This window comes from Mesorhizobium sp. WSM4848, from assembly GCF_055811375.1.
Genome location: NZ_JBVVPX010000005.1, coordinates 189,994 through 211,593, shown reverse-complemented (window position 1 = coordinate 211,593; position 21,600 = coordinate 189,994). Strand labels below are relative to the sequence as shown.

Genomic DNA, 21,600 nt, shown 5'->3' with positions numbered 1-21,600 from the left:
GTATAGAGCCCGCCACCCTGAATTCCACTCTCCATCACAAGGACGACCCCATGGCGCTCGAACGCACCTTTTCCATGATCAAGCCGGATGCAACCCGGCGCAATCTCACCGGCGCCATCACCCAGATGCTCGAAGAAGCCGGCCTGCGCGTCATCGCCTCGCGCCGGGTGTGGATGAGCCGCCGCGAGGCGGAAGGTTTTTACGCCGTCCACAGGGATCGTCCGTTCTTCGGCGAGCTGGTCGAGTCCATGTCGTCGGGTCCAACGGTCGTGCAGGTGCTGGAAGGCGAGAACGCCATTGCCAAAAACCGCGACGTGATGGGCGCCACCAACCCGGCCAACGCCGCCGAAGGCACCATCCGCAAGGTACACGCGCTGTCGATCGGCGAGAATTCCGTGCACGGCTCCGACGCGCCGGAGACCGCCGCGCAGGAGATCAAATACTGGTTCTCGGACACCGAGATCGTCGGCTGAGCCGATAAGTCCATCACCACGTCATATGCAAAAAGGCCGGCGCAATGCTGGCCTTTTTTGCGGCGATCCTGCACGGGACGCCGGGCGCCGACACCCGCCAACTGCGCATGATGCTCAAAAACCGAAACCGGTTATCAGCTCGCGGCGTTGAAGCGCAGGATGACGCGGTCGTCTTTGTCGACGATGATGAGCTTGCCGGCGTCGACGTGATACGATGCCGCCTTGGCCAGCGCCTCGAACAGCGCCTTTTCCTCGGCCATAATCTCGGACGCGCAGGCCTTGAACGTCGAACCGATGTCACTGATGGCGATCGTCGAACCATCGACTTTGGCGGTGGCGAAGTAGACGTTGCAAGGGCCGCTGCCGCCGGCCTTGCCGCCCTCGTCGATCCTGAACGTCGCCTGCGGCTCGGCGATCATACCAATGCCGTCGACATACTCGATCAGCCAGCTCTGCCCGAACATCGGAGCCGACGCCGGCTGCTCGCTCGACGTCACCATCTTCAGCATGACGGTCTGCGGCGCGTCGCTCAGCGGATCGACCTGGTGGCGCTCATCGGAGATGAACAACAGCCTGTCGTCGACGGTGATGCGCGCCTGCAGCACATAGGTCATATCAGGCCGGATCACCTGGGGATCAAAGCTGATCTCGAACTTGATCGGCACCTGGCCGGCCGGCGCCACCTTGCGCTCGCCAACGACAGCGGCCTTCGCGTCGGCCAGCGAGACATCGGCAAGCTGCACGGAAAGCACGGCGTTGGGCGGCAGCGCGATGCGCTCGCGATACATCACCTCGCCCTTCAGGGTCTTCTCGGCAGCGACGGACAACTCAGGCACCACCAGTATACCGACCAGCGGCACGACACCGAAGATGAAGAACTCGGCGATCCTGCTCAGCATGATCCTGCTCCCATAGCGCAGCAAACTGGTCGCAAAGGTCTCGCAGGATTGCGGTGGTTCCGTGGCGCCTCACACGGGCTGTTCACACGGCGGTGCCTTCCGGCGGCTCGTTGCCCTGTGGTCAGCCCCCTTGGCGTGACAGGCGAAATATTGCTCACGCCAGGTCCCCAGGCGATCACGAAGTCGTGTTCCAAAAAAATGTAACGCATGGAACCTCCGGACCGAACTGACCAATGCGTGCTTGAGGAACGGCGCGCGCAACAACCCAATCGGAGGTGAATCATGTCAACACGATCAACCGTGAGCGTGGCCTTTCTGGCCGGCGCCGTTGCCACGGCTCTTGCTTCTTTTGCGACGGCCGCGCCGCTGTCCGAGGCAGAGGCCAAGGCGGCGATGGATGCCGGCAAGGAGAAGTGCTTTGGCGTCGCCCTGAAGGGGCAGAACGACTGCGCGGCAGGACCGGGCACCACCTGCCAAGGCACCTCGACTGTCGATTACCAGGGTAACGCCTGGAAGTTTGTCGACGGCGGCACCTGCACGACGATGGACCTGCCCGGCGACCGCAAGGGCTCGCCCACGGCGCTGACCCGCGACATCCCATCGTAAGCAATGCAACTGCCCGGAAAGCGGAGATGAAGATAAACGGAATGGTCACTCACCCAACATCCCGCGTGTCGAAAACCTCGCGCTTTCCGGCACACCCGGTCGCCGGCCTTGCCGGCACCAGCTTCAAGCATGAACATCTACCCGCGATCCTCGGCGACGACCCAAAGGACGGCTTCTTCGAGGTCCACGCCGAAAACTACATGGGCGCCGGCGGCCCGCCGCACGATGCGCTGACCAAGATCCGCCGCGACTATCCCGTTTCGCTGCACGGGGTATGCATGTCAATCGGCGGACCGCGGCCGCTCGACAAAGCGCATCTCGGTCGTTTCAAGGCGCTCGTCGACCGCTATGAACCGGCGCTCGTTTCCGAGCATCTCGCCTGGTCGACCCACGACACAACCTATTACAACGACCTGCTTCCCCTACCCTATACGCATGCAACGGTTTCGCGCGTCGCGGATCACATCGACGAAGTGCAGCGGGCGATCGGCCGCCCGATACTGCTCGAGAACCCCTCGACCTACGTCCTTTTCCCGGAATCGACGATGAGCGAGACGGATTTCATCCGAGAGCTGGTGCGGCGTACCGGTTGCGGCTTGCTGCTCGACGTCAACAACGTCTTTGTTTCAGCCACCAATCACGGCTATTCAGCCCTTTCCTACCTTGCGGATTTCCCGCTTCAGCATGTCGGCGAAATCCATCTGGCCGGCCACGCCGAGCAGGAGGATGACGAGGGCGACCCGCTGCTCATCGACAGCCATGACGGCCCGGTCGCCGACGCAGTCTGGAAGCTTTTCGATGTCGTCATCGGCCGATGCGGGCCGCTGCCGACGCTGATCGAATGGGACAGCGCCATTCCCGACTGGCCGGTGCTCAAGGCGGAGGCCGCCGCCGCCCAAGTGATCCTCGACCGTCATGCCGACAGCTTGTTCGGAAAAGCCCATGCCGCAGGATGAGCTCCAGTCGGGCGATCTTAGCCGCCGGTTCGACTATGCCGCGACATTCAGCGCCGGTTTGCTCGATCCTGACCGAGCCCCGCCTGATGTTGTCTCGGGGCCGAACGGGAAGGCTGCGATCAAGCGATATGCCGTCTACCGCAACAACGTCACGGTCAGCCTGATCGATGCGCTGGCCGCCAGCTTTCCGGCGACGCTGCGCATCACCGGCCCGGACTTCTTTCGCGCGATGGCGCGCTTTCATGTTCGCGAAACACCGCCCACCTCGCCGCTTCTATTCGAATACGGCCGCGACTTTCCCGATTTTATCGAACATTACGAATACGCGCAGTCGATGCCGTGGCTGGCCGACGTGGCGCGCATGGAGCGTGCCTGGCTCGACGCCTATCATGCCACAGACGCGGAACCGTTGGCTTCCGGAGCACTGGCGTCGATCCCGCCCGAACGACTGGGCGATACCGTGTTCGTGCCGCACCCGGCAACGCACGCCATACGCTCGCGCTATCCGGTCGTGACGATCTTTGCGGCAAACCGGAGCGACGGCCCTGTCGGGCGGATCGAGGCGGACGGCCCTGAAGATGCGCTGGTCACGCGGCCGGGCCTCGAAGTCTTTGTTCGCCACCTGCCGCCCGGCGGCGCTGTTTTCCTGGATCGTCTCATGGCGGGCGAGCCACTCGGCGCCGCGGCCGCGGCGGCATTTGCGGAGCGTGCCGAATTCGACCTTGCCGCCAACATTGCCGGCCTGCTGCAAGCAGGCGCCTTCACAGCGGCACGCCAGGGAGGATGAGCATGACGAACCATGAACGGAACGCCAGCACCGGGCCGCGAGGGGCTGCCACGCTTGTCGAGAGGGTGAATGCCGTGCTGCGCACGAGTGCCACACCGTCGCTGACGCAACTTGTCCTGCGCTGCGCGCTCGCTGTCCCGTTCTGGCGGTCCGGCATTAACAAATGGGATGGTTTTCTTCAGTTGAACGAGGTGGCCGTGCTGCTTTTCAGCTCGGAGCTCAAGCTGCAGCTGCCAGGCGGCCCTTACGATTTTCCTGCACCTGGGCTGGTGGCGTTCGTCTCAGGATCGGCGGAAATCCTGCTGCCAATTCTTCTCGTTCTCGGCCTGGCGACACGCCTCGCGGCATTCGGCCTGCTCGTGATGACGCTGGTCATACAACTCACCGTGCCGGACGGCTGGCCGCTGCACATCACCTGGGCGGCGATGGCGCTCGGCATCATGGCGTGGGGACCCGGCCGGATTGCGCTCGATCACTGGATCGGCACTGACAAGGGCTAATTGGGGGCTGATCGGTTTCCACCGCACTGGCTGACGCGAAGCATCAACTTCGTTTCGGCACGGCCTGCTTCCAGCGGCTTGCGGCCTCGTCGTCGGTCTCCTTGGCGTCGACCCAGCCGCCTTGCGAGCCGTCGGTGTGGTGTTCCTTCTTCCAGAACGGCGCGCGCGATTTGAGGTAATCCATCAGGAAGCTCGCCGCCTCGAACGCCGCCTGCCGGTGGGCGGAGGCAGCGACCACCAGCACGATGTTCTCACCGGGCGCGATCCTGCCGTGGCGATGGATGGCGGTGAGCCCCTGCAGCGGCCAGCGGTGAACCGCCTCGGCGGCGATACGGCCGATCTCGGCCTCGGCCATGCCGGGATAATGTTCGAGTTCGAGTGCCGCGAGCCTGCCCGCTTCATCGCGACAGAGACCCGAGAAAGTCACCACGGCGCCGATGTCGGCGCGGCCTTGCGTCATCCCGGCGATCTCGGCGGCGACATCGAAATCCTCCGCCTGGATGCGCACCGTCGGCACCACCGCGCCGGGCATTTCAGCCACCCGTCATCGGCGGGAACAGCGCGATCTCGCGCGCGCCTGAAATCTTCTCGCGGTGCTCGACATGTTCCTGGTTGATGGCGACGCGGATCACGTCAGGAGATTGCAGCGCGTGCTCGTACTCCTCGCCGCGCGATTTCAGCCAGCGCAGCAGGTCGGCCACCGTCTCGATGCCGGCGGGCAAATCGACGTCCTCTTGCGGCTTGCCGATCCGCTCGCGCACCCAGGCGAAATAGATGAGCCTCGTCGACATGCTACTCGTCCATGATGTGCTTGAGGCCGGCGCGGAAATAGTCGTAGCCGGTGTAAAGCGTCACCAGCGCGGCGATCCACAACAGCACAAGCCCGATCTGCGTGGTCAGCGGGAAGATCTTGTCGCCGGCAGGTCCGGCGAGCAGGAAGGCGATGGCGATCATCTGGATGGTGGTCTTCCACTTTGCCAGCTGCGTCACCGGAACCGATACCTTTAGCGCCGCCAGATATTCGCGCAGGCCCGAGACCAGGATCTCGCGGCACAGGATGATGATTGCCGCCCACAGCGACCAGCCGGCGATGCCGGCATGCCTATCGGTATCGGCCGCCAGCAGCAGCAGGCACGTGGCGACCAGCAACTTGTCGGCGATCGGATCGAGCATCTTGCCGATATTCGAGGTCTGCTGCCAGGCGCGTGCCAGATAGCCGTCGAAATAATCGGTGATCGAGGCGAGCAGGAAAATGATCAGCGCCGACCAGCGGGCGAAGTCGCTCGACTTCAGATGGCCTTCGAGAAAAAAACACAGCACAACCAGCGGCACCGCGAGGATGCGGAGGTAAGTGAGCATGTTGGGCAGGTTGAATGCGCGCTGGGCCATATCTTTGGAACTCTTTCTGCCTGCCTACTCAAATCAGAAGCGAATGTGGGGGGTCAACAGGTGATAGTCGATGGACCAGCCGAAAATAGCCGAATCATCAGCTCTCGTGAAAATGGTTGTAGACCAGCTTGGCGACCTGCTCGGAAATGCCATCGACCTTCACCAGATCCTCGATCGCGGCGCGGCTGACCGCCTTGGCGGTGCCGAAATGCATGAGCAGCGCGCGCTTGCGGCCGGGACCGATGCCGCTGATCTCGTCAAGCGGGCTCTTGACCATCTCCTTCTTGCGGCGGGCGCGGTGCGAGCCGATGGCGAAGCGGTGGACCTCGTCGCGCAGCCGCTGCACGAAATAGAGCACGGGGTCGCGCACCGGGAGCGAAAACGGTGGCTTGCCCCTGACGAAGAAGCGTTCGCGGCCGGCGTCACGGTCCTGGCCCTTGGCGATGCCGATGGCCTGGACACGGTCCTCAATGCCGAGGTCGGCGAGGATTTGTCGTACCGCCGTCATCTGGCCCTGGCCGCCATCGATGAGGATGACGTCTGGCCAGGCCGGGAAGCCGCCCGCATCCTCGATATCGTCGCCCTGTTCGGCCAGGATGACGTCCGCCGGCTGTTCGCTCCGCGGCACATCGCCATGCTCCTTCAGGAGGCGGGAGAAACGCCGCTCCATCACCTCGCGCATCATGCCGAAATCGTCTCCCGGCGTGATCTCGGTCGAGCGGATGTTGAATTTTCGGTACTGGCTCTTCACGAAGCCTTCCGGCCCGGCGACGATCATGGCGCCGACGGCGTTGGTGCCCATGATGTGGGAGTTGTCGTAGACCTCGATGCGAACCGGCGGTTTCTTCAGGCCGAAAGTCTCGGCGAAACCGGTGAGCAACCGCCCTTGCGTCGAGGTCTCGGCCAGCCGGCGGCCGAGCGCCTCACGGGCATTCTGCAGGGCGTTGTCGGTCAGGTCCTTCTTCTCGCCGCGCTGCGGCACCGAGATCGCCACCTTGCGGCCCGCGCGGGTGGAGAGCGCCTCGGCCAGCAACTCCTGGTTCTCGACGCCATGCGACAACAGGATGGTGCGCGGCGTCGGCTTGTCGTCATAGAATTGCGCCAGGAACGAGCCCAGCACCTCGGCCGCCTCCAGCGCCGGATCGGCCTTGGGGAAATAGGCGCGGTTGCCCCAGTTCTGGCCGGTGCGGAAGAAGAACACCTGGATGCAGACCTGGCCGCCTTCCTGATGGATGGCGAAGACATCGGCCTCGTCGACGGTCTGCGGGTTGATGCCCTGATGGCTCTGCACATGCGACAGCGCCGCCAGCCGGTCGCGATAGATGGCGGCGCGCTCGAAATCGAGATTCTCCGCGGCCTGCTGCATGGCGGCGGAGATGTCGGTCTTCACCTTCTGGCTGCGGCCGGACAAGAAGTCCTTCGCCTCGGCGACCAGCCTGGCATAGTCACTATGCGAGATTTCGCCGGTGCACGGGCCGGCGCAGCGCTTGATCTGGAACAGCAGGCACGGCCGGGTGCGGTTCTCGTAAAAGGAATCCGTGCAGCTTCTGAGCAGGAAGGCGCGCTGCAGCGAGTTGATGGTGCGGCCGACGGCGCCGGCCGAGGCGAAGGGGCCGAAATAGTCGCCCTTGCGCGAGCGCGCGCCGCGATGCTTGTAGATGCCGGGCGAGACATGATCGCCGGTCAAGAGGATATAGGGGAACGACTTGTCGTCCCGCATCAGCACATTGAAACGCGGCCGCAAGCGCTTGATAAGGTTGGCTTCCAGCAGCAGCGCTTCGATCTCGGTGCGGGTGACGACGAACTCCATCGTCGCCGTCTCGCGCACCATGCGGCCGATGCGGCTGGTGTGGAAACGGCCTTGCGCGTAATTGGTCACCCGTTTCTTCAGGCTGCGCGCCTTGCCGACATAGAGCACATCTCCCGCGGCATTCATCATGCGGTAGACGCCTGGCGCGTTGGGCAGCCTTTTGACCAGCGTCTGGATGACTTCGGCGCCGACCATGCCGTCTGCATCGCCGGCATGCGGCGCCCAATCGATGGCCGTGAAGGCGACATCAGGGCCGCCGGAACCGGAAGCTGACGGTTCGACGATCTCCCCCGCCACCTCGTCGTCGAGGTCGACATCGGGGGGCAAGTCGTCGGCGGCGGCGCCGCGTTTGTGTTTCTGGTCCATGGGACTCATTCGACAATGCCTGTCACATCCGGCGTCTGCCATGCAAGGTGCTGGCCGCCGTCGAGCGCGATCATCTGACCGGTGACCGAGCTTGCGCCCCAGAGATAGCGGATGGTGGCGCCGAATTCAGGCAATTCCGGGCCGCGCTTCAGGATCAGGCCGTCGACCTGCGCGGCAAAGTCGCTGTCTTGCTGACGCGCGCTCTTCAGCGTCGGGCCGGGACCGATGGCATTGACACGAATGCGGGGTGCCAGCGCCTGCGCCATCATCTGCGTCTGCGTCCACAATGTCGATTTCGACAGCGCATAGGAGAAATAGCGTGGCGTCGGGCGCCAGACGCGCTGGTCGATCATATTGACGATCAGCCCTTCCTCGCCTTCCGGCAGCGCGCGGGCGAATTGTTGCGCCAAAAATGCCGGCGCCTTCACGTGGATGGCGAAGTGACGGTCCCAGGCAAGCCAGTCGACGGCCTGAATCGTATCGTGCACGAACAGCGACGCATTGTTGACCAGCAGTGTAACAGGCCCGAGCGCGGCCTCGGCGCGGCCAACGAGGTCCTCGACCGCGGCCATGTCGGTCAGGTCGGCGGCGACCACAGCAGCGCGACCACCCTGGCCAAAGTGACCGCCGTTGATCCGCGCGGCCAATGCTTCCGCCTCGGCCCGCGAGCGGTTGCAATGGATGGCGACGGCAAAACCGTTCGCGGCGAGACCCTCGACAATCGCCTTGCCGATCCGCTGGCCCCCGCCCGTCACCAGCGCCGTTCCAGCGGCCTTGCTCATCCTGTCAATCCTCAATGGGCTTCGATTTCAGCCAGCCGGCGAACTGTGGCCGGCGAAGCGTTAAATGCCGTTCGGACCTTGGGCAGCATTGTGGCAAAGCGGCCGGATCGGTCTTTCGACTGTGGCCGGGACTCGGCCGTCAGACCGCAATATAGGGCTCCGGACCCCTTGCTCCAAGCGGTGTTCAGCACGGCATGGCAAAGCCTCCTGACACCATCTGTTGCGCTGATGCAACGTCAAAATTCAGCCTCATTCGTGCCAGGTAATGACCCAAGTTCAGGTTCGCTTCAGCCGCATTTCGACACGACATTCGGAACCGTTGAGCGCCAGACCCGTTTTTCCCCCCGGCGGGTTGAGGGCGCTTGTGAAAAGCAAGCCAGTGCCTGTGGCTTAAGGAGTAAAGAACAATGCAAGCCAATCTTAAATTTGCGCGACCGCTGGCGGTGGCGTTCGGGCTCTTCGCCCTCGGCGGAACCGCCTATGCTGCTGACGTCATCGCGGAAGAGCCGCCGGCCCCCGCCCCGATCGCCGAACTGCCGGTCGCTTCCTGGGCCGGTCCCTATGCCGGTGTGAGCGTCGGCTACGGCTTCAGCGGCCATGCCGATGCCGAGGATATCGGCACTGACGTCGACACCGATGGTTTTGTCGGCGGCGTCTTTGGCGGCTATCAGTGGCAGGCGGAGAACTTCGTCTACGGTGCTGAAGCCGATATCGGCTATAGCGGCATCGAGGGCGACGATGGTGGCGTCGAGGCCAAGGGCGGCTTCGAAGGCTCGTTGCGCGCCCGCCTCGGCTATGCCGTCACCCCGGAAATCCTGCTCTACGGCACCGCCGGTGGCGCGCTCAAGAACCAGGAGATCGAAGCGGCCGGCGCCAGCGACGAAAACACCATGCTCGGCTGGACGGCCGGCGTCGGTACCGACATCAAGATCACTGACAATGTGTTCGGCCGTGTCGAGTATCGCTACACCGACTTCGGCGACAAGGACTTTGACGGTATCGGCAAGGTCAAGTCGACCGACAACCGCGTCACCTTCGGCGTCGGTATGAAGTTCTAAATCGTCCAAGCCACGACACGAAAAAGCCGGGCCTCGTGCCCGGCTTTTTTATGATTGCTTCTCCAACTGCGTGCCAACCAGCTCACGCCGGAATGCAGGGTTTCAGCTCGGGAAACTTCTCGTCAAATCGGGTTGCCCAGCGGACCAGCCTGCTGCGGCCCTTTTCCCATTTTCCGGCAAATCGCAGCGAGAGATAGCCAAGGCAGGCGCGCAGCGCCAGCTGACCGGCGGTGATCTTCTTTGGCAGCTTTGGCGGATTGGCGTTGAGCAGATCGAGCGCGCTGGTGATCTTCGCCCACTGGCGGTCGAGCCACGGTTGGTAGACCATGTCTTCGGGGCGCGTGCGCCGCTCATAGACCATCGACAGCGCGCAGTCGCAGATGCCGTCGGCCAGTGCCTCAAGCACTTCCGCCTCGAGCCGCTTGTCGGGATTGCGCGGAAACAGCGCATTCTTCGACATGCGGTTGAGATGCTGGGTAATGGCGCGGCTATCGTGGATCGAGCGGCCGTCGTCGAGCACCAGCACCGGGATCTTGCCGAGTGGATTGGCGTCGATCAGCTCAGCCGGTTTGTCTTCGGTTTTTATCGGCACGAGATCGACGGCGATGCCGGCATAAAGCGCGGCCATGCGCACTTTGGAACTATAGGGTGACGTGGACGCGTAGAGCAGTCTGGGCATGATCGGGTTCCTGTTTGCCGAGTACAGAGCATGGACGCGCAAATGACGCTGTAGCACATTGAATTTGCGTATGATCCATTTCCGCGACACTGTTGGCCGGACATCCCGACATGATCAACAGCCCACAGGCGGAAAAACCGGGCGCCACGGCGAACGACCGTCCTCTTCCACGATCCCGAGGCAGTTCCAGCCTAAGAGCATCTGGGCAGGTCAGACGGATCCGAAACCGGCCAACCCGGTCTTGCACCAAGAATTTCTCTCCGGGCACAGAGAAATGGCCCACCGGACTTCGCCGTAGGGCGAAGTCCTGGGAGCTGCGAAAAGCTGTCTTCCCTCCGCCTCTTTTGCTGCCCGAGCACTGACCCTGCGAGCGAGGCGCCGGTCCGGCACCCGCCCTCAACCGTCATCAGCACTGTCCTCCGCGAGCGAAGAAACGCGATTACTTCTTGGCCTTCGCGGTCGCGGCCTTCGCCTTTGGCTTGGCCGCCGGCGCTGCTTTCTTCACCGCTACCGAAGACTTCGCTGCAGCCGCTTTCTTTGGCGGCGCAGCCTTCTTTGCCGGTGCAGTCTTGGCAGGCGCAGTCTTGGCAGGCGCAGCTTTCTTCACTGCCGGCTTGGCCGCGGCCTTTGCAGCTGGCTTCTTGGCCGGCGCTGCTTTTGCCTTGGCGGGCGCGGCCTTGGCAGGTGCTGCTTTCTTCACTGCCGGTTTTGCCGCGGCCTTCGCGGCCGGCTTCTTGGCCGGCGCTGCTTTTGCCTTGGCCGCGGCGACCTTCGGCTTGGCAGCAGGTGCTGCTTTCTTCACAGCGGCCGCGGCCTTTGCCGCCACTGCTTTTACTGGTGCCTTCTTTGCCGGCGCCTGCTTTGCCGGTGACTTCTTTGCCGGTGACTGGGATGCCGGCGCTTTGGATGACTGTTTAGCCATATCATGCCCCTTAGTTGTGCCGACGGCCGTTAATGACCCGGCGCGTAATGCATATCTGACTCGCGCTTGTCTAGCCAGCGAAGCATCATCATGATTTTTTCAGTTTAAGTTTTGGTTACAGGCGACACACGCTCGTGCTGATTTCGCAAAATGCCGTTGCTGCTCTTCGATCTTTGCCGACGGTTTGCGACAGACACTCTGCACGCTTTGCCGGAACCAATCCCGCTCAAGGCGCTGAAGGTTAGCAAGCCTTTTTTGTTCGCTGATCGTCGACCGCCAACACCATGACGGGCTGCTTCATCGGTCTCATCCTCTTGTTCTACCAGGCGATCTACATAATCTGCAAAAGCAAAGCGCGGCCCATTCGGCCGCCATGACTTATCCGCTGTTGACAGATTATTCTATTTGGCAGAGTATTCTGGATCATTGGGAAGAGCGCATGTCATTCGCGCAATATCGGGCGGCGCTGTCCCAGATCAGTGAGACTGAACGCCGGACACCACAGCAGGCCTGATATGGCTGCCGACGAAATCATCCACCAGAGCGTGCGGCTCAGGATCATGGCGGCGCTGAATTCTCTGGAACGGCGCGAAGCGCTGGAATTCACCCGATTGAAGGCCATCGTCAATGCGACCGACGGCAATCTCGGCGCGCATATCGATACGCTTGCCAAGGCGGGCTATGTCGATGTCGAAAAGCTGTTTGTCGGGCGTCGACCGCAGACGCGGGTCAAGGCGACGTCAATCGGACGGCGCGCCTTTCGCGGTCACGCCGCTTTCCTTCGCGCCATCCTCGATGAGGCGGAGCAGCCCGGCAAACGCGTTCAGCGCAGGACGCGGCAGCGGCCGTTGTAGACCATCCAGCGGTCGAAGCCCGCGACGCAGAATTCGACATTATCGCCGATCGAGGCAAAGCCCTGTCCTTCCTCGATCAGATACCAGATGGTGCGGGCGTGGCCGTCGGACAGGCTGACGGTGGCGCCGCAATAGCGGCGGCCGATCGGCCAGGTTTCGTTGGCGGGCAGATAGCGATGCTGGTGGATGCCCTGGAAATCGACAATCTCGACGATGGGCAGATTCGGCACGTGGTGCACCTGGTAGGAGAAGCGGCTGGTGATCTTGTTCAGCACCCAGGCCTCACCGCAAACGCCGCTGTCTCCTTCGGTATAGACGGCAAGGTCGGCCGCCTTTGCTGCCTGGGTGACAGCGAGGGACGTGCCGAGCGGCGTGCAAAGCGCTATCAGTGCGGCAAGGGCGGATTGGGCGAAGCGAGTCATGGCAGCCTCTTATGGTCGACTGCGCGCACTGTGCGGATTCGCTTGCGCGCGGTCAAGCGGTTGTAGCGACAATGGTTTCCTAGTTCGAAATCGCTTTCAAACCAGGACAGGCGCGCGGATAGCTCTGCCGCCCTACGCCGCCAGCCATTCCAGCGTCCAATGCGCCGGTTTTTCAATGACAAGCAAATTGTGCAAAGCCGGCAGCAGCGTGCGCAATTCGCCCTCCAGCGTGAACGGCGGGTTGACCACCACCATGCCGCTGCCGTCAAGGCCGGGCTCGGCCGATGGCGACCTGATCTCGAAGCCGATGTCGAGCAGCTTCGGGACACCTGACTGCGCCAGCGCCTTGCGGAAGGCGGCGACCGCCTTGCGGTCCTTGACCGGATACCACAACGCATAGACGCCGCCCGGCCAGCGCTTGTGGGCTTTGCGCAGCCCATCGACGAGGCGGTCGAATTCGCCCTCCTCCTCGAAGGGCGGATCGACCAGCACGAGGCCGCGCTTTTCCTTCGGCGGCAGATGCGCGCCGAGTGCCAGCCAGCCGTCGAGCTCGATCACCCGGGTCTGGAAATCGCCTTGGAACAGCGCCCTCAGCTTTGCGGCGTCCTGGCGATGCAATTCGATCGCCGACAGCCGGTCCTGCTTGCGCATGAGATGACGCGCGATCAGCGGCGAGCCCGGATATTTCTTCACGCCGCCTTCAGGATTGAGCGAACGGACGGCTTCCAGATAAGGCGCCAGTAGTGCTGCCGCCGGCGCGTCAAGGGCGGCATCGACCAGTCGGCCGATGCCGCCTTGCCATTCGCCGGTCTTTTGCGCTTCAGTCGACGACAGGTCGTAGCGGCCGACGCCGGCATGGGTGTCGATAACGCGAAAGGCCTTGTCCTTCTGCTTCAGATATTCGACGAGGCGGCTCAGCACGACATGCTTGACGACATCGGCGAAGTTTCCGGCGTGATAGGCGTGGCGGTAATTCACGATCTAGTTCGAGCCCCTGCCCCAGCGTGGCGGTGGCGGCTGCGAGTTCGGATCTTGCGGCCGGCGGCCGCCGAAACGCAACGCCAGCACCAGCCCGATTAGGCCGACAGCCATCAGCGAGAAGCCGACCGGTTGCGCCCGGCGATCGACCTCGCCAACGCCGGAGCGCAGCACGAGGTCCACCGCCCGCATCTCGATGCCTTCGGCGTCGCCCGGGCCGATGGTGAAGAGGTACGGGCCGGGGCTGACCTTCGCGATCAGGCCGGCTTCGTCGCGAAAAATCTTGTCCGGCAGTTGCGGGCTGACCTGGCGCGGATTTTCCGAATGGTTGAATTGCAGCGTCGAGGCGAGCACCGTCCTGCCGCCGGTGGCGGCGGTCAGCGTCAGCACGGTGCGCTGTTGCGAGACGACGATGCGTTCGGTTCTCGCGGTGAGGTCGACAAGCACCCGCACCGGCGCGTCGCGAGCGGCCAGCGGCACCGTCGCCGGCATGAACCGGCCCTGTTCGTAGACCCGCCAGGTCCCGATCTCATGGCCGGAGAAATTGGTCATCGCCCAGGGATAGACGACGCCGATGCCGATGCCGGCGAGCAGGATCAGAAGAAACAGAAAGCGCATGCGCTCGACTACCTTGCCCGGATATTAGCATTAGCGCCGCCGCGGGCGCGTTCCATCTCGTACAGAGCCATGTCGAGGCCGAGATCAAATGTCGTATCGAATTCGGCGGTGCCAAGATAGACAATAGCATCGGACCCAAAGGTGGGAACCGGTTTTGGGAGAATCCGAATGATCTGAGCGCCCGATAAGGAGGATCAGCCCTTCCCCTTGTGGAGGCTCGATTCCAATGCGCGCATTCCAGTCTCGTCGAACAAATGCAGATGTTGCGGCGGGAAAGCCACCGTCACCGTCGGGCCAGCCGTCAGCGCCGCCCTGTCCAGCGTGAAGACGTTGAACGGCAGACCATGCAGGCCGAGATGCAGGATGATGCCGAAGCCGGTCGGCTCGATCAGGTCGACCGTCGCCCTCAGGCTGCTCTCCGAGCCCGGCGACATCTCGACATGCTCCGGCCGGATGCCGAGCGTCACCGCCGCGCCTTGCTCGAGTTGATAGGCTGACGAAAGCGCAATCAGCGTTCCATCGGGCAATCGTGCGCCAGCCGTGCCTACGCCGACCTCATAGCGCGCCGACAGAAAATTCATGGCCGGCGATCCGATGAAGCCGGCCACGAACAGGTTGGCAGGGCGGTCGTAAAGCTGCAGCGGGCTGCCGACCTGCTGCACCACGCCCTCATGCATGGCGACGATCCGGTCGGCCAGTGTCATCGCCTCGATTTGGTCGTGGGTGACATAGATCGAGGTCGCGCCGAGATCGCGGTGCAGCTTCTTGATCTCTGCCCGCATCTGCTCACGCAAGCGCGCATCGAGATTTGACAGCGGCTCGTCGAACAAGAATGCCTTGGGCTGTCGCACGATCGCGCGGCCCATCGCCACGCGCTGGCGCTGACCGCCCGACAGTGCCTTCGGCCGCCGCGCAAGCAGCGGCTGCAGCTCAAGCTTCCTGGCTGCATTGCTGACGGCGGCCGTGATCTTCTCGCGGGCAGCCTTCCGGATGCGCAGGCCATAGCTCATGTTCTCGGCGACATTCATGTGCGGATAGAGCGCGTAGGACTGGAACACCATGGCGATGTCGCGGTCCTTGGGCGCCCGCTCATTGACGCGCATGCCGTCGATCCGGATCTCACCTTCGGTCACCTCCTCGAGCCCGGCGATCATGCGCAGCAGCGTGCTCTTGCCGCAGCCCGACGGCCCCACCAGCACCACGAACTCGCCGTTCTCTATCGACAGGTCGACGCCATGCAGCACGGAGACGATGCCGAAATTCTTGCGGACGTTGCGGATGTCGATCGATGCCATGGAACCTCACTCAGCCCTTGACCGCGCCGGCCGTCAGGCCTTGGACCAGATAGCGCTGGATGAACAGGAAGAAGAGGCAGGCCGGGATCAGCGCCAGCACGCCGGCCGCCATCATCTGCCCGAAATCGACCGAAAACTTCGACACGAAGGTGAGCAGACCGACCGGAAACGTGGCGGCGCTGTTGCCCGAAATCAGCATCAGCGCGAACAGCAGTTCGCTCCATGCGGCGGTGAATACAAAACCCAGCGTCGCCGCAATGCCGGGCAGCGTCAGCGGCAGAACAATCTGGCGAAACGCCATGAACTGCGTGGCGCCATCGATCTTGGCCGCCTCCTCCAACTCCTTGGGAATGCCGTCGAAAAACGACTGCATCAGGAACGTCGCAAAGGGGATGTTGAAGGCGGTGTAGACGACCACCAGCCCGGTCAGGCTGTTGGTCAGCCCGAGCGGTGAGAGCATCTTGAAGATCGGCGCGACCAGCATCACCAATGGAAACATCTGGGTGAGCAGCATCAGCGCGACCAGCCAGTATTTGCCGCGGAAGGTGAAGCGCGACAATGCATAGCCGGAGAGAGACGCAAGCAGCGTCACGATCACGGCCGTCGCGCCGGCAACGATCATGCTGTTCCTGAAGAAGACCGGGAATGCGCTGTGGGCGAGCACGAAGCGGAAATGTTCAAAGCTCATCCGCGACGGCCACATGCGCACGCCCTCGGAATAGAGCAGGTCGTTCGGCGTGACCGATACTTTCAACAGCCAGAACAGCGGGAACAGTGCAAAGAGGACGTAGCAAAGGATCGCCAGGCGGTGAAGCGCGGTGCCGAAGGACGAATAGCTGTTCATCTGGTCATCCCGATCAGGCCCGATCCATCAGGACTTGCCGCAGCATGACGATCAGCATCGAATAGGCGAGCAACAGGACGAGCAGCACCAGCGCAATGGCCGAGGCATAGCCGAAATCCAGGGCCCTGAAGGCTTGCGTGAAGATGTAGCTCGCGACGATCTGCGTGCGGTCGGCAGGCCCGCCGCTGGTCATGACGATGATCAGGTCGGCGAAGTTCGAGATCCAGACGGTGCGCAACAGCACGGTGATCGCAATGGTCGGCGCAAGGAATGGCAACGTGATCGACGTGAACCGTCTGAATGCCCCGGCGCCGTCGATCGCCGCCGCCTCGTAGAGGTCGCGCGGGATGGCCTGGAGCGCGGCCAGCAGCGTGATGGCGAAGAAGGGAATGCCCCACCAGACGTTGGCGATGATCGGCCCCCACATGGCAAGCTGCGGATTGGAAAGGATGTTAGCCGGCTCATTCATGAGGCCGAGCGCATAAAGCCAATGCGGCAGCGGTCCGATGACGGGGTTGAACAGCCACGCCCAGTTGAGCCCGGTGAGGAAGGTCGGCACCGCCCAGGGCAGGAACACCAGCGCCTGCGCTATGGCGCGGCCGGCAAACGGCCGGTCGAGCAACAGCGCCAGGATCATGCCGAACACGAATTGCAGCAAGACGGACGCGCCGGTCCACCACAGCGTGTTGCGCAACGCCCGGTAAAAATTATCGTCGCCATAAAGGGTGCGAAAATGATCGAGCCCGACATACCCGCCAGAGAAGGGATTGAGCAAGTGCACGTCGCGGAAGGCGTAGGACAGGCCTAGCACCAGCGGCGCCAGCATGATGGTGACGATCAGAATCAGCGCCGGGGCGGTGTAAAGATATGGCTCGGCGTGGCGCGTGATCCGGTCGACCAGCGACCGGCGGCGCGATTGCGGGAACCCGGCGGTGGCGTCAAAAACCATCAGCTAACGCTTTCGCTCCAATTGGCCATCCGTCCAATCGACCATCCTTCCAATCGACCTTGGACCAGACCTATCGGAGCCACCCGGCGATGGGCGGCTCCGATGCTCTAGGTCCGCCGTTTATTTCTTGGCCAGGTACTTCTGCTGCGCCTTGGTCAGATAGTCGGCCCACTGGTTGGCCATTTCCTCTGGCGTGATATCGCCAAGCAGTGCCTGCTGACTGGTCTTGATGACCATCGAGTCCTTGAAGAAGGCGAACTCCTCGAGATAGGTCGGCATGACCGTTGGCACTGCATCCTTGTCCTCGAGTTCGGCGAACCAGCCCTTGAACTGCTCGCTTGCGTAGAAGGGATCCTTTTCGGCCGACTTGTGGACCGGCAGCGCTCCGGTGCGTTTGTTCCACTCGACATTGCCCTCGGGCCCTTCGAGCGTTTCGATCAGCTTCCAGGAGAGGTCCTTGTTCTGGCTGGCCGCCATCATCGACCAACCGGCATAGCCGATGGTCGGGAACGTCTTGCCGCTCGGCCCCTTCGGCATTGTCGTGACGCCGTAGTCTTCCGGCTTCATCCGCTCGGCTATCGCGATCAGCGCGTCTGGATCCTGATCAAGCATTGCGCAGGTGCCGGTGTAGAAACCGGCGACGATTTCGTTAAAACCCCAGTTGACACTGTCCTTCGGCGCCAATCCCTTCTTGTAGAGATCGACCACCCAGGTCAGTCCCTTGACCCAGCCTTCGCTGTTCATCGTCGAGGTGCCGTCCTCATTGAAGAACTTGTTGGAGCCGGCCATGGTTGCGCCGAACATGATCCAGCCGTTGAGGCCACCCGGCCCGCCGCGCAGGCAGTAGCCATATTTGCCTGGAAGCTTGGATACTTTCTCCGACGCCGCCACGAACTCGTCCATCGTCTTGGGCGGCTCGGTGACACCAGCCTCCTGGAACAGCTTCTTGTTGTAGAACATCGCCCGGAGATAGAAACCGTAGGGCAGCATGTAGGCGGTGTTGTTCACGTCGCGGCCGAGTTCGAGCGCGCGATCGGTGAGGCCCGAGGTGTGCTCCCATTTGGCAAGATAGGGTTCGAGGCTTTCGAGAAGGCCGTTGTTGGCATAGAGCGACAGCCAGGTGTCCGGCATCTCCATGACGTCGGGGATTTCGCCGGCGGACACCATGGTCGCGAATTTCTGGAACGCCTCGCCCCAAGGCAGCGAAATCACCTCGACCTTCGTGCCCGGGTTGGCCGCCTCGAATTTGGCGACGATCGACTTCAGGGTTTCGGTGCGCTCGGGGCTGGTGATCACCTCCACGAGCTTCAGCGTCGTGTCGGCGAGTGCAGCACCCGACATCAGTACGGTGGCGAATGCGGCGATAAGAAGCTTCTTCATTTTCCGTTCCCTTCTTGTCTGGTTGCTTCAGGTCTTTTCGTCGGAAGCGGCGTCGATCGCCGTTTCCAGGTCACTCCACAGCGCCTCGGTTCCCTCGAGGCCGACATGGAGACGCACGGACCGCGGATGGACGCCGAACGCCATCGCGGAATTGGGTTGGGCCTTCTGCTGCAGCACGACCTCGCCGGGCACGATGAGGCTTTCGTGGCCGCCCCAGGACACGCCCAGCTTGAACAGCTTGAGGCGGTCGGCAAACGTGCGGATGTCGATGCCGTCGCGGAAGACAAATGAGAACAGGCCCGACGTGCCGGTGAGCCCCGCGGGAAGCAGGTTGGCCAACCCCGGATGGCAGACCCTCTCGACGATCGGATGATCCCGCAGGCGACGTGCGATTTCGAGGCCGGAGGCCTGATGCGCGCGCATCCGGATCGGCAGCGTGCGCAAGCCGCGAATCAAGAGCCAGGCATCGAATGGCGACAGCTTGCCGCCGAGATATGGATAGGCTTCGCCGCGGATGCGGCCGATCAACTCCTTCGAGCCCGCGACCACGCCGGCCACCACGTCGCTGTGGCCGCCCAGGTACTTGGATGCGGAGTGGACCACAACGTCGACACCGAGCGACAGCGGCCGCTGAAAGACCGGGCTGGCCCAGCTGTTATCGATGATGGTCGGGATGCCGCGGGACTTTGCCAGCGCAGCGAGCGCACCGATGTCATGCGTTTCCATGACCCAGCTGGTCGGGCTTTCCATATAGAACAGCCTGGCGCCAGGCAGGGCGCTCGCGACAGCCGCCTCGTCGCGCCCGTCGACATAGGTCACCTCGATGCGCATGCGCGCGAGCAACGTCCCGAACAGTCTGAACGCGTCCGGGTAGATATGCCTGACCGCGACAATGCGGTCGCCCGGTTCGACGAAGCTCAGCACTGCCGATGAGATGGCGGACATGCCGCTTGCAAAACCGATCGCGTCATCGGCGCCCTCCAGCTTTGCCAGCATTTCCTCGAACATGCGCACGGTCGGGTTCAGCCCGCGCGTGTAGGTCGGCCGCACTTTTTCGCCGCGGTATGTCTCGAGCATTTCGTCATAATTCGAGAAGGTGAAGAGCGAGGTCTGCACGATCGGCGGGACGACGGCATCGAAGGCGTTGCCCTCGTCATGGGCGGCGATCAGCGAGGCCTGGTCGAAAAAATCAGGGCCGTTCATTTCGACATTTCCTCGATATCCTCTTCCACGATCTCGAGGATCTTCAGCGTTTTTCCGCGCGCCCGCTCCGCGTCCCCGGCGACGATCGCATCGAACAGCTCACGGTGATACGGGAACGATCGCCGCGCGAAATCCTGCCGGTCGAAAGGATGGTCCCAGAAGCGCTCGAACGCTTCGCGCATCTGCCCCAGGAGCTGTCGGAAAAGCGGATTGTGCGTGGCATCGTAGACCGCCAGGTGAAAGGCCAGGTCTTCCGGTCCCGACGTGCCGGTCGCGAGATGGACGCGCTCCATCTCGATGAGTTTTTCCTCGATCGTCCGCAGATCGTCGACTGTCCGCCGCCGCGCCGCAACCATGCTTGCCTCGGCCTCGATGCCGCGGCGCACCTCGAGGGTGTGCAAGAGACCGTCGCGCAGCTCAGCCGTATTGAGCGACAGCGGTAAATGGATCGTGCCGGCGGATATCGGCTTGAGCAGATAGGTGCCGCTGCCTTTGCGGGTCTCGGTGACGCCGAGCGCTTCGAAACGCCCCATCGCCTCGCGAATCGTTGAACGCCCCACGGAAAGCGCGGCCATCAATTCGCGTTCGGTCGGAAGCCGGTCACCGCTCTTCAGCGCAGCGCGCTCGACATAGTCTGCCAGCGCTTCCATAACCTGTTTGCCGCGGTCCAATGGCGGGAGCGTGGCGATTGCCACACGCGTGGCAGGTGCCCCGGGCAGTTCGCCGCGCATTCGCATGGGTACCTACGCCCAAGATTGGTCTGACATCTTAGCAGTTTTGCGCGCCACCGGCCTTTCGTCAAGTGGCCTGGGCAGCATCTCAGTTTGCATTTCGGCTCATTGCGGAACCTTGCCGCAAAGGGCGTCTTCTGCGACCTTGCAAAAATCAGCTGCAAAACTGTGATTTTATCGACGATTTTGCGACAGTCGCTTTCAGCCAAAGCTACCGTTCAGCCTCATCTTGAGAGAGGCCATCGAGCAGGAAGCCGAGGCCTTTCCGGAAAGCGCCGTCCCAATCATTGTCCAACAGCAGACGAGAGCGTTCGATTGTCGGGTAGCGCTCGCTGAGCCGTGTAAGGCGCTGCTGCGCAGCGGCCCTGTCGTCGTCCGAGAGGTCGAAGCTCGCCCGGGTGATGGTGGCGCCCATCACATAGTTCCAGAGCGACCATATCGCAACGTTCACATCTGCGTCCGCAACACCGGCCCTGGACAAGGTCTTGCTCAGCAGTTCCAGGCGACCGAGGATGTTCGGGCCGAGCGCCCGGCGCGGCAACAGCGATGCCGACCAAGGGTGGCGCAGCATGCTGGCGCGCCAGTCTTCGAGCATATGAACGACTTCACCGCGCCAGTCTTGAGACTCATCCATTCGCGGCGGTCCGCGATATTCAAGCACCGAGTCGAGCGCCAGATCAAAGACATCCTCTTTGTTGTCGACGTGCCAATATAGGCTCATCACGCCCGAGCCGAGGCGATCGGCCAGCCGACGCATTGTCAATCCGTCGACTCCCTGGGCGTCCAGCAGTTCTACCGCGGTCGCCACGATACGTTCCCGAGAGAGAAGCGGTTCACTGCGCGACTCCTGCACGGGCTGGAGCCGCTCATTTATCCCTCGTTTGCTCCGGGCGCCGCTGCGTTTTGCAGCCATCCGTCTCCCTCGCTGTTCAGAACGTCGATTTTGACCGGCAAAGCGGCGAATGTCGATCTTAAACGATTGACTCGTACGACGTACCATACGATGACTCGTACGTCGCACGAGTCATCGTATGGGCGATGCGGTCAAATTTCAGTCATGCCGGCCGCGAGGGTACGTTGCTCGAAGAGCCAAGAGAAA

25 protein-coding genes are annotated in these 21,600 nt (G+C 62.7%); 8 read left to right on the top strand and 17 right to left on the bottom strand.

From position 1 onward, the window contains the following. Positions 1 to 50 precede the first annotated feature (50 nt). Positions 51 to 473: a nucleoside-diphosphate kinase gene (gene ndk, locus AC0L16_RS07815; RefSeq protein ID WP_473619976.1), complete on the top strand. Its 423-nt coding sequence runs from the start codon at positions 51 to 53 to the stop codon at positions 471 to 473. A 134-nt stretch (positions 474 to 607) separates the two neighbouring features. Here ndk and AC0L16_RS07810 read toward each other — a convergent pair whose 3' ends face one another. Continuing rightward, positions 608 to 1,372, bottom strand: a complete 765-nt coding sequence (locus tag AC0L16_RS07810) for a YbaY family lipoprotein (RefSeq protein WP_473619975.1) — start codon at positions 1,370 to 1,372, stop codon at positions 608 to 610. Between the two features lie 282 nt (positions 1,373 to 1,654). On the opposite strand from AC0L16_RS07810, the gene AC0L16_RS07805 reads away from it, so the two are divergent. From AC0L16_RS07805 to AC0L16_RS07790, 4 genes are read left to right on the top strand one after another with little or no spacing between them, the layout of a single operon-like run. Next, entirely contained in the window at positions 1,655 to 1,978 is a 324-nt protein-coding gene (locus AC0L16_RS07805; RefSeq protein ID WP_473619974.1) for a BufA1 family periplasmic bufferin-type metallophore, read from the top strand. A 26-nt stretch (positions 1,979 to 2,004) separates the two neighbouring features. Further along, positions 2,005 to 2,934 (top strand): MNIO family bufferin maturase, encoded by a 930-nt coding sequence (gene bufB / locus AC0L16_RS07800; protein WP_473619972.1) that lies wholly within the window; start codon positions 2,005 to 2,007, stop codon positions 2,932 to 2,934. Beyond that, positions 2,921 to 3,721 (top strand): HvfC/BufC N-terminal domain-containing protein, encoded by an 801-nt coding sequence (locus AC0L16_RS07795; RefSeq protein ID WP_473619971.1) that lies wholly within the window; start codon positions 2,921 to 2,923, stop codon positions 3,719 to 3,721. Before bufB ends, AC0L16_RS07795 begins: the two co-directional genes overlap by 14 nt. Positions 3,722 to 3,723: 2 nt before the next feature. Beyond that, positions 3,724 to 4,221 (top strand): DoxX family protein, encoded by a 498-nt coding sequence (locus tag AC0L16_RS07790; RefSeq protein WP_473619970.1) that lies wholly within the window; start codon positions 3,724 to 3,726, stop codon positions 4,219 to 4,221. 43 nt (positions 4,222 to 4,264) lie between these two features. Here the strand turns inward: AC0L16_RS07790 and AC0L16_RS07785 are convergent, their stop codons facing one another. The 5 genes from AC0L16_RS07785 to AC0L16_RS07765 all read right to left on the bottom strand — a co-directional run bounded on the left by AC0L16_RS07785 (position 4,265) and on the right by AC0L16_RS07765 (position 8,568). Beyond that, positions 4,265 to 4,753: a molybdenum cofactor biosynthesis protein MoaE gene (locus AC0L16_RS07785; RefSeq protein WP_473619968.1), complete on the bottom strand. Its 489-nt coding sequence runs from the start codon at positions 4,751 to 4,753 to the stop codon at positions 4,265 to 4,267. A 1-nt stretch (position 4,754) separates the two neighbouring features. After that, positions 4,755 to 5,012 (bottom strand): molybdopterin converting factor subunit 1, encoded by a 258-nt coding sequence (gene moaD / locus AC0L16_RS07780; protein WP_473619967.1) that lies wholly within the window; start codon positions 5,010 to 5,012, stop codon positions 4,755 to 4,757. A gap of 1 nt (position 5,013) precedes the next feature. Then, positions 5,014 to 5,610 (bottom strand): CDP-diacylglycerol--glycerol-3-phosphate 3-phosphatidyltransferase, encoded by a 597-nt coding sequence (pgsA, locus tag AC0L16_RS07775; protein ID WP_077375516.1) that lies wholly within the window; start codon positions 5,608 to 5,610, stop codon positions 5,014 to 5,016. A gap of 97 nt (positions 5,611 to 5,707) precedes the next feature. Next, entirely contained in the window at positions 5,708 to 7,795 is a 2,088-nt protein-coding gene (uvrC, locus tag AC0L16_RS07770) for an excinuclease ABC subunit UvrC (RefSeq protein WP_473619966.1), read from the bottom strand. Beyond that, the gene (locus tag AC0L16_RS07765; RefSeq protein ID WP_473619965.1) at positions 7,792 to 8,568 is read right to left on the bottom strand and encodes an SDR family oxidoreductase; all 777 of its coding nucleotides are present in this window, start codon (positions 8,566 to 8,568) and stop codon (positions 7,792 to 7,794) included. The genes uvrC and AC0L16_RS07765 overlap by 4 nt, the downstream gene beginning before the upstream one ends. Positions 8,569 to 8,975: 407 nt before the next feature. On the opposite strand from AC0L16_RS07765, the gene AC0L16_RS07760 reads away from it, so the two are divergent. Next, entirely contained in the window at positions 8,976 to 9,626 is a 651-nt protein-coding gene (locus AC0L16_RS07760) for an outer membrane protein (RefSeq protein ID WP_456007462.1), read from the top strand. A gap of 82 nt (positions 9,627 to 9,708) precedes the next feature. Here the strand turns inward: AC0L16_RS07760 and AC0L16_RS07755 are convergent, their stop codons facing one another. After that, positions 9,709 to 10,305 (bottom strand): glutathione S-transferase family protein, encoded by a 597-nt coding sequence (locus AC0L16_RS07755; RefSeq protein WP_473619963.1) that lies wholly within the window; start codon positions 10,303 to 10,305, stop codon positions 9,709 to 9,711. 446 nt (positions 10,306 to 10,751) lie between these two features. Between AC0L16_RS07755 and AC0L16_RS07750 the strand changes: the two genes are divergently transcribed. After that, a complete protein-coding gene (locus AC0L16_RS07750) occupies positions 10,752 to 11,321 on the top strand; it encodes a hypothetical protein (protein ID WP_473619962.1) in 570 nt (189 codons plus the stop codon). 421 nt (positions 11,322 to 11,742) lie between these two features. Continuing rightward, positions 11,743 to 12,081 carry a transcriptional regulator gene (locus AC0L16_RS07745; RefSeq protein WP_473619961.1) on the top strand — a complete coding sequence of 113 codons (339 nt, stop codon included), beginning with the start codon at positions 11,743 to 11,745 and terminating at the stop codon, positions 12,079 to 12,081. On the opposite strand, the gene AC0L16_RS07740 is transcribed toward AC0L16_RS07745, so the two are convergent. The 10 genes from AC0L16_RS07740 to AC0L16_RS07695 all read right to left on the bottom strand — a co-directional run bounded on the left by AC0L16_RS07740 (position 12,051) and on the right by AC0L16_RS07695 (position 21,414). Continuing rightward, positions 12,051 to 12,503: a hypothetical protein gene (locus AC0L16_RS07740; protein WP_473619960.1), complete on the bottom strand. Its 453-nt coding sequence runs from the start codon at positions 12,501 to 12,503 to the stop codon at positions 12,051 to 12,053. The genes AC0L16_RS07745 and AC0L16_RS07740 overlap by 31 nt on opposite strands. Positions 12,504 to 12,635: 132 nt before the next feature. Continuing rightward, the gene (locus AC0L16_RS07735) at positions 12,636 to 13,481 is read right to left on the bottom strand and encodes a 23S rRNA (adenine(2030)-N(6))-methyltransferase RlmJ (protein ID WP_473619959.1); all 846 of its coding nucleotides are present in this window, start codon (positions 13,479 to 13,481) and stop codon (positions 12,636 to 12,638) included. Positions 13,482 to 13,484: 3 nt separating this feature from the next. Next, complete coding sequence (locus AC0L16_RS07730; protein WP_473619958.1) at positions 13,485 to 14,099, bottom strand: hypothetical protein; 615 nt, start codon at positions 14,097 to 14,099, stop codon at positions 13,485 to 13,487. A gap of 194 nt (positions 14,100 to 14,293) precedes the next feature. Then, entirely contained in the window at positions 14,294 to 15,394 is a 1,101-nt protein-coding gene (locus AC0L16_RS07725) for an ABC transporter ATP-binding protein (RefSeq protein WP_473619957.1), read from the bottom strand. Between the two features lie 10 nt (positions 15,395 to 15,404). Next, positions 15,405 to 16,238: a carbohydrate ABC transporter permease gene (locus AC0L16_RS07720; RefSeq protein ID WP_473619955.1), complete on the bottom strand. Its 834-nt coding sequence runs from the start codon at positions 16,236 to 16,238 to the stop codon at positions 15,405 to 15,407. Between the two features lie 13 nt (positions 16,239 to 16,251). Next, positions 16,252 to 17,187 (bottom strand): carbohydrate ABC transporter permease, encoded by a 936-nt coding sequence (locus AC0L16_RS07715; RefSeq protein ID WP_473619954.1) that lies wholly within the window; start codon positions 17,185 to 17,187, stop codon positions 16,252 to 16,254. 120 nt (positions 17,188 to 17,307) lie between these two features. Then, positions 17,308 to 18,567: an ABC transporter substrate-binding protein gene (locus AC0L16_RS07710; protein WP_473619953.1), complete on the bottom strand. Its 1,260-nt coding sequence runs from the start codon at positions 18,565 to 18,567 to the stop codon at positions 17,308 to 17,310. A 27-nt stretch (positions 18,568 to 18,594) separates the two neighbouring features. Beyond that, on the bottom strand, positions 18,595 to 19,770 hold the full coding sequence (locus tag AC0L16_RS07705) for a PLP-dependent transferase (RefSeq protein WP_473619952.1): 1,176 nt from the start codon (positions 19,768 to 19,770) through the stop codon (positions 18,595 to 18,597). After that, positions 19,767 to 20,501: a FadR/GntR family transcriptional regulator gene (locus AC0L16_RS07700; RefSeq protein ID WP_473620027.1), complete on the bottom strand. Its 735-nt coding sequence runs from the start codon at positions 20,499 to 20,501 to the stop codon at positions 19,767 to 19,769. The genes AC0L16_RS07705 and AC0L16_RS07700 overlap by 4 nt, the downstream gene beginning before the upstream one ends. Before the next feature lie 211 nt (positions 20,502 to 20,712). Next, entirely contained in the window at positions 20,713 to 21,414 is a 702-nt protein-coding gene (locus tag AC0L16_RS07695) for a TetR/AcrR family transcriptional regulator (protein WP_473619951.1), read from the bottom strand. Positions 21,415 to 21,600 lie beyond the last annotated feature (186 nt).

What these genes read in the sequence shown, in the direction of transcription:
- AC0L16_RS07730 (WP_473619958.1), bottom strand. Translation starts at nt 14,099, where the DNA reads ATGCGCTTTCTGTTTCTTCTGATCCTGCTCGCCGGCATCGGCATCGGC.
- uvrC (WP_473619966.1), bottom strand. Translation starts at nt 7,795, where the DNA reads ATGAGTCCCATGGACCAGAAACACAAACGCGGCGCCGCCGCCGACGAC.
- pgsA (WP_077375516.1), bottom strand. Translation starts at nt 5,610, where the DNA reads ATGGCCCAGCGCGCATTCAACCTGCCCAACATGCTCACTTACCTCCGC.
- AC0L16_RS07695 (WP_473619951.1), bottom strand. Translation starts at nt 21,414, where the DNA reads ATGGCTGCAAAACGCAGCGGCGCCCGGAGCAAACGAGGGATAAATGAG.
- AC0L16_RS07810 (WP_473619975.1), bottom strand. Translation starts at nt 1,372, where the DNA reads ATGCTGAGCAGGATCGCCGAGTTCTTCATCTTCGGTGTCGTGCCGCTG.
- AC0L16_RS07795 (WP_473619971.1), top strand. Translation starts at nt 2,921, where the DNA reads ATGCCGCAGGATGAGCTCCAGTCGGGCGATCTTAGCCGCCGGTTCGAC.
- AC0L16_RS07705 (WP_473619952.1), bottom strand. Translation starts at nt 19,770, where the DNA reads ATGAACGGCCCTGATTTTTTCGACCAGGCCTCGCTGATCGCCGCCCAT.
- AC0L16_RS07760 (WP_456007462.1), top strand. Translation starts at nt 8,976, where the DNA reads ATGCAAGCCAATCTTAAATTTGCGCGACCGCTGGCGGTGGCGTTCGGG.
- AC0L16_RS07745 (WP_473619961.1), top strand. Translation starts at nt 11,743, where the DNA reads ATGGCTGCCGACGAAATCATCCACCAGAGCGTGCGGCTCAGGATCATG.
- bufB (WP_473619972.1), top strand. Translation starts at nt 2,005, where the DNA reads ATGAAGATAAACGGAATGGTCACTCACCCAACATCCCGCGTGTCGAAA.
- moaD (WP_473619967.1), bottom strand. Translation starts at nt 5,012, where the DNA reads ATGTCGACGAGGCTCATCTATTTCGCCTGGGTGCGCGAGCGGATCGGC.
- AC0L16_RS07710 (WP_473619953.1), bottom strand. Translation starts at nt 18,567, where the DNA reads ATGAAGAAGCTTCTTATCGCCGCATTCGCCACCGTACTGATGTCGGGT.
- AC0L16_RS07740 (WP_473619960.1), bottom strand. Translation starts at nt 12,503, where the DNA reads ATGACTCGCTTCGCCCAATCCGCCCTTGCCGCACTGATAGCGCTTTGC.
- AC0L16_RS07720 (WP_473619955.1), bottom strand. Translation starts at nt 16,238, where the DNA reads ATGAACAGCTATTCGTCCTTCGGCACCGCGCTTCACCGCCTGGCGATC.
- AC0L16_RS07765 (WP_473619965.1), bottom strand. Translation starts at nt 8,568, where the DNA reads ATGAGCAAGGCCGCTGGAACGGCGCTGGTGACGGGCGGGGGCCAGCGG.
- ndk (WP_473619976.1), top strand. Translation starts at nt 51, where the DNA reads ATGGCGCTCGAACGCACCTTTTCCATGATCAAGCCGGATGCAACCCGG.
- AC0L16_RS07715 (WP_473619954.1), bottom strand. Translation starts at nt 17,187, where the DNA reads ATGGTTTTTGACGCCACCGCCGGGTTCCCGCAATCGCGCCGCCGGTCG.
- AC0L16_RS07785 (WP_473619968.1), bottom strand. Translation starts at nt 4,753, where the DNA reads ATGCCCGGCGCGGTGGTGCCGACGGTGCGCATCCAGGCGGAGGATTTC.
- AC0L16_RS07725 (WP_473619957.1), bottom strand. Translation starts at nt 15,394, where the DNA reads ATGGCATCGATCGACATCCGCAACGTCCGCAAGAATTTCGGCATCGTC.
- AC0L16_RS07790 (WP_473619970.1), top strand. Translation starts at nt 3,724, where the DNA reads ATGACGAACCATGAACGGAACGCCAGCACCGGGCCGCGAGGGGCTGCC.
- AC0L16_RS07700 (WP_473620027.1), bottom strand. Translation starts at nt 20,501, where the DNA reads ATGCGCGGCGAACTGCCCGGGGCACCTGCCACGCGTGTGGCAATCGCC.
- AC0L16_RS07755 (WP_473619963.1), bottom strand. Translation starts at nt 10,305, where the DNA reads ATGCCCAGACTGCTCTACGCGTCCACGTCACCCTATAGTTCCAAAGTG.
- AC0L16_RS07805 (WP_473619974.1), top strand. Translation starts at nt 1,655, where the DNA reads ATGTCAACACGATCAACCGTGAGCGTGGCCTTTCTGGCCGGCGCCGTT.